Origin of the sequence: Arthrobacter sp. H14 (assembly GCF_000520495.1) — a bacterium.
Taxonomy (GTDB): Bacteria; Actinomycetota; Actinomycetes; order Actinomycetales; family Micrococcaceae; genus Arthrobacter_C.
The window spans coordinates 34,187-40,914 of the sequence record NZ_KI914645.1; the positions used below are offsets into that span (position 1 = coordinate 34,187).

6 protein-coding genes and 2 pseudogenes are annotated in these 6,728 nt (G+C 61.4%); 3 read left to right on the forward strand and 5 right to left on the reverse strand.

Translation table 11 applies throughout. The features are described 5' to 3' along the window. Positions 1-526: pseudogene (locus Y707_RS24520) on the reverse strand (PhoH family protein); the annotation flags it as partial. Positions 527-987: 461 nt separating this feature from the next. On the opposite strand from Y707_RS24520, the gene Y707_RS0108605 reads away from it, so the two are divergent. Beyond that, complete coding sequence (locus Y707_RS0108605; RefSeq protein ID WP_162150198.1) at positions 988-1,815, forward strand: GerMN domain-containing protein; 828 nt, start codon at positions 988-990, stop codon at positions 1,813-1,815. 28 nt (positions 1,816-1,843) lie between these two features. Here the strand turns inward: Y707_RS0108605 and Y707_RS0108610 are convergent, their stop codons facing one another. From Y707_RS0108610 to hrcA, 3 genes are all read right to left on the reverse strand, one after another. Further along, positions 1,844-2,662, reverse strand: coding sequence for a 16S rRNA (uracil(1498)-N(3))-methyltransferase (locus tag Y707_RS0108610; RefSeq protein ID WP_026534783.1), 819 nt, complete (start codon positions 2,660-2,662; stop codon positions 1,844-1,846). A 2-nt stretch (positions 2,663-2,664) separates the two neighbouring features. Further along, complete coding sequence (gene dnaJ, locus Y707_RS0108615; protein WP_026534784.1) at positions 2,665-3,795, reverse strand: molecular chaperone DnaJ; 1,131 nt, start codon at positions 3,793-3,795, stop codon at positions 2,665-2,667. 79 nt (positions 3,796-3,874) lie between these two features. Continuing rightward, entirely contained in the window at positions 3,875-4,888 is a 1,014-nt protein-coding gene (gene hrcA / locus Y707_RS0108620) for a heat-inducible transcriptional repressor HrcA (protein WP_026534785.1), read from the reverse strand. 197 nt (positions 4,889-5,085) lie between these two features. Here hrcA and Y707_RS0108625 point away from each other — a divergent pair, with 197 nt between their 5' ends. Both Y707_RS0108625 and Y707_RS0108630 read left to right on the forward strand, forming a co-directional pair. Then, the gene (locus Y707_RS0108625) at positions 5,086-5,940 is read left to right on the forward strand and encodes a DUF3097 domain-containing protein (protein WP_026534786.1); all 855 of its coding nucleotides are present in this window, start codon (positions 5,086-5,088) and stop codon (positions 5,938-5,940) included. Between the two features lie 194 nt (positions 5,941-6,134). After that, positions 6,135-6,488 carry a DUF4870 domain-containing protein gene (locus Y707_RS0108630; protein WP_253905108.1) on the forward strand — a complete coding sequence of 118 codons (354 nt, stop codon included), beginning with the start codon at positions 6,135-6,137 and terminating at the stop codon, positions 6,486-6,488. 23 nt (positions 6,489-6,511) lie between these two features. Here Y707_RS0108630 and Y707_RS31380 read toward each other — a convergent pair. Further along, positions 6,512-6,728 (reverse strand): annotated as a pseudogene (locus tag Y707_RS31380) (radical SAM family heme chaperone HemW); the annotation flags it as partial.

The following is a 6,728-nucleotide window of genomic DNA, read 5'->3' on the forward strand; positions in this document are numbered from 1 at the left end:
GCCGGGTAAGGATAATCCTGTTGACTTCCTTGTGCTGCAGAGCCTGCACCGCTTTGGCCATGGCGAGATACGTCTTGCCTGTACCTGCCGGGCCGATACCGAAGACCACCGTGTTGGCATCGATGGCGTCGACGTAGTCCTTCTGATTGACCGTCTTGGGCCGGATTGTCTTGCCGCGGCTGGACAGAATGTTGTGGGTCAGGACATCCGCGGGCCGGCTTGACGTCTGCTCGCTCAGCATGGTTACCAACTGCTGGAGCAGCTGCGGGGTTATCAGGGTCTGCTTGGCTGCGAGGGTCCGGATCTCTTCAATCAGGCGGACTATCCTGCCAACATCGGCAGCCGGGCCGCCGACAGAGACGTCATTGCCACGGACGTGGAGACTAACACCTGGGAAGGATTTTTCGATAAACCGCAACGCCTCGTCCTGGGCGCCAAGCGACTGGACCATTAGTTCTGTCGAGTCAAAGGAGACTTTTTCCGTTGACGTGTCAGCCGGGTCGAGGTCAACTGGAAATTCGGTCATATGAGCGGCCGTCGAAGGCCTTTTATCTCCCCTTTAAGTATCGATTAATTAGCAACCGTTGCCACGGTCCAGATTCCGCTGCCGTTTCTGCAGCACCGGCTTCCCTTTAATGGTACGGCACAGGCCACGATTACGCCCTGAGCGAGCGTCCGGCAGCCCGAAGGTTGCGGTCAGGTTTCAGAAGAATATCAATCAGGTCTCAGTACGGTCGAGACGGGGCAATTAGCCGGTTTTGCTGGTGGACCGTGTGCCAAGCTTGGTAGATCCTCCCGGTGCAATGGCGCCGGGACTCTGGTCAGCAAGGAAAGAACGGCACCATCATCAGCAAAATTCAGCGGGCACGCGGGGGCGGCATCGGATCAGTGCGCAGCTTCCATGGGTGGCTCGCTACATTGACGATGTCGTCACTTCTGCTGATCGGATGCACCGCCGACGTGGCCGAACCAGTTGAAGAAACGTCGATGCCCGTTCCGACCGCTGTGGAAGCGCCGGGAGCCAGGTCGTCAGGGCTGTCCAGCGTCCCCCTTGAATCGGCGAAGACGGCAGCCCAAACTCCGGTATATTGGCTCGGAGAGAGCGGCCGAAGCGTCTACCTTTATCGCGAATTCCGGCAGACCGGGAACCGCGGAGACCCAATTACGACCGCTGTCTATGCGATGACAAAGCAGCAGCCGCTGGATGAGGATTACTTCAATCCCTGGCGGCCCGCATCCTCGATCGGTGCTTCCATTTCAGCCAAAAATGTCATCACAGTAGACATCTCAGCCGATGCGTTCGAACAGCCACTTGATGAAGGCATGGCGCGCCGTGCCGTCCAGCAGCTCGTTTATACCGCGACGGCGGCGGCCGCCAGCTTCGGATTGACTGCCCAGAATCAGCAAATACAGGTTGTCATCCTTGTCGACGGGCGCACGGGCTATAAAGCCTTCGGTCACATCCCCTTGGGTGAACCGATGGTGCGTGAGCACTCGCTGGCGGCTCCTGTCTGGGTCATCGATCCCCAGGAACGCTCGGTGTACGCCGACAGCAAGGTCGTCGTCAATGGCCGCGGTGTCTCCCGGAACGGCACTCTTGGCTGGGAGATCAGGGAAGTCGGCGCCGGCCCGGAAGAACCGGAAATAGCGGATTACCCGTCCGGTTCGGTGGCTCTTGACGGTGAAGAAATGAACTCCGGTACCTTCAAGTTCTCTGTGACGCTGCCGCAGGGAACATACGAATTGTCAGTCTTCCAGGGCGAACCCGGCGGCGAACGCGATTTCGTCGACTCCAAGGAATTCAGGGTCGAATAGCTCGGGTTGGACCGGCCACGTGCCGGGTCTAGTCCCAGCGGCCCAGCAGGTGGCTGAGTACAGAAACGGCTGCGGGGCCGGCTGTCGAGGATCGCAATACATGCGTGCCCAGCCGGACAGGGGTGGCACCCGCGGCCGTTAATGTCCCGATTTCCTGATTACTGATGCCACCTTCGGGGCCCACAATGAGCAGGATCTTTGGCACGTTCTCTAATCCGGCGCCGGTGGGCGGCGTTCCGCCCTGCTGATTGGCAGCGTGCAGCACAGGGGAAGCCGCGGGGCCGGCCGACAGCGACGCCATCGTAGTGGTTGCCTCTTCATATAGCACGAGTGCCAAGTCAGCGTTGGCGGCGAATTCCACAAGTCCGGCACCGGTTACGAGCGGATGCACCTGCGGAACGCGTGCGCGGCGCGCCTGCTTGGCCGCCGCCTGAACAGTCGCTTGCCACTTGTTCCGGCCTTTGGCCGCTTTTGCGTCTTTCCACCGCACAATGGAACGTTCAGCCTGCCACGGTACGACGGCGTCGATGCCCAATTCCGTGGCCGCTTCAATGGCCAACTCGTCGCGCCCGCCCTTGGCAAGGGCCTGGACCAGGACCAGTGACGGCGAAGGCACGGGTTCATCGAGCACTGCCAGAATTCTTACTGGCAGCGCTTCTCCCCCGCCGTCGGCGACTTCTCCGCTGACGCGCCGGCCAGCGCCGTCGACAATGTCCACCGGTTCCCCCGGTGCCAGCCGCTTGACCGCACGGGCGTGATGCCCCTCAGGACCGGCTAGCTGGAAGATATCTCCGGCCTTCAACTGCGCCAGTTCGGACGGTGCTGCGAAAAATACGGGGTTGGTCACCCTTAGAGGTTACCGAGCCGGTCCCGCAGTTTCGCGAATACACCGCTTCCGCTGGATACGAGCTTTCCATCGCTGTACTGCTCGTTCCGGGCGGCGGCTAGCTGGCGCAACAGTTCTTCCTGCCCGCTGTCGACCTTGGTGGGGGTTTCCACATGGATATGGACTTTGAGGTCTCCCCTGCCATAGCCGCGCAGGTGGGTGACGCCAAGTCCTTTCAAGGTGATGACTTCGCCCGCCTGCGTGCCGGGCTTGATGCTCAGTTCACGTTCGCCGTCGAAGGTGTCCAATGTGACGTCGGTGCCCAGGGCGGCGGCCGTCATCGGCACGCTCATGGTCGCATGCAGGTCGTCGCCCTCGCGGACGAAGTTCTGCTCGCTGTTGACCTTGATTTCAACGTAGAGGTCACCGCTGGGTCCTCCGGCCACGCCGGCTTCGCCCTGCCTGCCCAGCTGAATCCTGGTTCCGGTGGCAACGCCCGCGGGCACTTTGACAGTCAGGGTGCGCCGGTTGCGGACACGGCCTTCACCGGCACATTCGTGGCATGGGTCGGTGATGATGGTTCCGAACCCCTGGCACGATCCACAAGGTGCTGTTGTCATGACCTGACCGAGGATGGAACGGACCGCACGCTGGACCTGTCCGCTGCCGCCGCAAATATCGCAGGTGCGCGGCGAGGTGCCAGGGCGGCTGCAACTGCCGTCACAGGTGGGGCAGACGACGGCGGTGTCCACCTCGATCTTCTTGTTGACACCGAAGACGGCGTCCTTGAGGTCTATCCGTACGGTAATCAGCGCGTCCTGGCCGCGGCGCATACGCGAAGCCGGGCCACCGCCTCCGCCTGCGCCGCCGAAGAATGTCTCGAAGATGTCCTGGAAGGCGAAGCCTTGGCCGGAGTAGCCGCTGCCGAAGCCGTTGTCCGTACCGTTCTCGTTACCGGTGGTGTCATAAACACGGCGCTTCTGCGGGTCGGAGAGGACTTCGTAGGCATGGCTGACTTGCTTGAACTCATCGGCAGCCTGCGGACCGGAATTTACATCCGGGTGCAGCTTGCGGGCCAGCTTGCGGTAGGCCTTCTTGATCTCCTCGGCGCTGGCATCCTGGGACAATCCCAGTACTTCGTAGTGGTTACTCAACTTCTTTGGTCTCTTCCTGTATTACTGGACACTTGCCTGTGCGGGCCGCACAGGCATTGCCGTGGAAAGTACTTCGTGGTCAGCCAGCCAGAATCCTGGACAGATAACGGGCAACAGCACGGACAGCCGCCATCGTGGTTGGATAATCCATCCGGGTAGGTCCGAGGACACCGATTTTGGCCAGTTCATCCGGTCCGTAACCGGTGGCCACAACCGAAGCCTCAGTGAGACCTCCGTACCGGTTTTCATGCCCGATGCGCACGGATACACCTCTGGCGTCCTGTTCCATCTCGGTCAACAGCCGCATCATCACCACCTGCTCCTCCAAGGCCTCGAGAACGGGGCCGATGGAAAGCGGGAAATCTCCGGTGGAACGGGCAAGATTGGCTGTTCCCGCCAACACCATTCTATCCTCGCGGTTGATCCCCGCCAGTTGTTCCAGCGAATTGCCCAGAACCGCTGCGGCGGCGCGCTCCGCCGGGGGGCAGGCAGCCACTGCTGCGGTAAGCCGCTGCGGCAGTGTGACCAGCAGTTTCCCCTTTGTAGCGGACAGGAAAATGCCGCGCAACCGCAGGAGGGTCTCTTCGCCTGCATCGGCGGGCAGGGTCACCACACGCTGTTCGACTTTACCGGTGGTCGCGATCAGCACCGCCAGGACCTGCCGTGGTGCCAGCAGGACCAACTCTATGTGGCGGACAGCGGCGCTTCCGAGCTGCGGATACTGGACTACGGCGACTTGATTGGTGAGCTGGGACAGCAGCCGCACCGTGCGGTCCAGGACGTCGTCGAGGTCGTCCGCCTGGTCGAGGAAAGTGTGGATGGCACGCCGCTCTGCCGAGGACAGCGGCTTTACGGCCGAAATCCGGTCGACGAACATCCGGTAACCCTTGTCGGTGGGAATTCGTCCTGCGCTGGTGTGCGGAGCGGCAATAAGGCCCTCTTCCTCCAGGGCAGCCATGTCGTTACGGATCGTCGCGGAGGAAACCCCCAGCTGGTGACGTTCCACAAGGGCTTTAGAGCCGACGGGTTCACGTGAGTGCACGTAGTCTTCGACTATCGCCCGCAGCACTTCGAGCCGGCGTGGTTCACTCACGGTTCACCTCCCCTAATGTTTCCTCTGATGTTCCTTAGCACTCAACATACCTAAGTGCTAAGTCTAATACGTTCACCGCCATTGCTAGCATGGGTACGCGCTCGGCTTATTCGCCGGGTCGCTGTGGGTTCCGCGGCAGCAATTTCTGACCGCGCAAACCACCGCACCGATTCCGGATCCGGCGAAGAAGGTCGAAGATGTACAGCTATGAATGGGGACCACAGGACCTGGCCTCCCCCGCCGGCCGTCAGTCCTTGCCTGAGATTGCGGCGGAAAATGGCCTTGTTTTGGAAGATGCGCAGTCCGGCTGGGTCGGCGCCATCGTCCGGGTGGAAAAGTCGGGCGGCCTGCACGTCCTGACCCTGGAGGACCGCAGGGGCAAGACCCGCTCCTTCCGGCTCGGGTACGGCTTTATGGTCGACGGCAGGCCGGTCAAGGTGGTGCCGAAGGCAAAGGCCGCGCCGGCACCGGCAGCCCGAACTGCTTCCGGCTCCGTCCGTGTCGAAGGCCAGCGCGCCCGCACAGCAAAGGCCAGCCGGATCTGGGTGGAGGGTAAACACGACGCCGAACTCGTGGAAAAGGTCTGGGGAGACGACCTGCGGGTCGAGGGCATCGTCGTCGAACCATTGCACGGTATTGACGACCTTTCGGCAGCAGTGATGGATTTTTCCCCGGGACCTCAGCGGCGGTTGGGCATACTGGTCGACCATCTGGTCAACGGCAGCAAGGAGTCGGCGATCGCGGCGAAGGCGATGTCCGTACCCGGCGCGCGGTCCAATGTCCTGATTGTGGGTCATCCCTACGTCGATGTGTGGCAGGCGGTGAAGCCGGGGACACTCGGGTTCTCCCAGTGGCCGGAAGTGCCCCGCGGCCAGGACTGGAAGACCGGAATCCTGAAGGCGCTGGGGTGGCCGCATGACGACCATGTTGCGGTTGCCCGCGGGTGGCAGCGGATTCTTGGGTCTGTGCATAACTACGCGGATCTGGAGCCGTCGTTGCTGGGCCGGGTCGAGGAAGTTATCGACTTCCTGACCGCCGGTGAACAGGTCTGAAGTTTGATCGCTTGTCCGGCTTGGCGCACAATGGAGCTTGAGTGCTGTGCGTTGGCAGCTATTTGACAGTAAAGATGTCCGCCGCAAATTGGCGGTCCCTATCAACCTTGAGGTCTAAAGAAGTGGCAAATCCCGCACGGCGCGGCTCGCCAGAAGGCAACGAGAGCCGGCGGCCCTACGCTCCGTATCAAGGTATGTCGGCGGACGCCCAGCCTTTGACTGCATCCGAAGACCGGCAGTGGGCAACTATGTCCCATTTTGGAGGGATTCTCGGGTTCTTCCCCTCGCTGGTTATCTACTTGGTGATGCGCGACCGCGGACCATTCACGGCCCAGGAGTCCAAAGAGGCGCTTAATTTCACGTTGCCGCCGACAATTTTGGCGGTTCTGGCAAACCTGTTTGCACTGATTGACGGTCTCGGTTCCATCTTCGCCGTCGTCGCGGCCCTGATTTGGCTGGCTTTGACCGTCTTCGCCGTCAAGGCCGGAATCCACGTGAACAAGGGTGAACCGTACCGTTATGCCCTCAACCTGCGGTTGATTAAGTAATCTCTGTCGGTCCGGCGGTTGAATCAGTCGGGCAGGAGGCGGCGTACGACGGCGTCGGCCAGCAGCCGTCCATTCAGAGTCAGGATGATCCGGCCCCGGAAAGCCGCTGCCGGTTCAATCAATTCTTCTGCGATCAATCCGGCGATTTCACCTCGTCCTGCTGTGCTGAGTTCCGACACGGGAAGGCCTTCGCTCAGCCTCGTCTGCAGCATCACGCGCTCAACCCGCCGGGTGGACGAA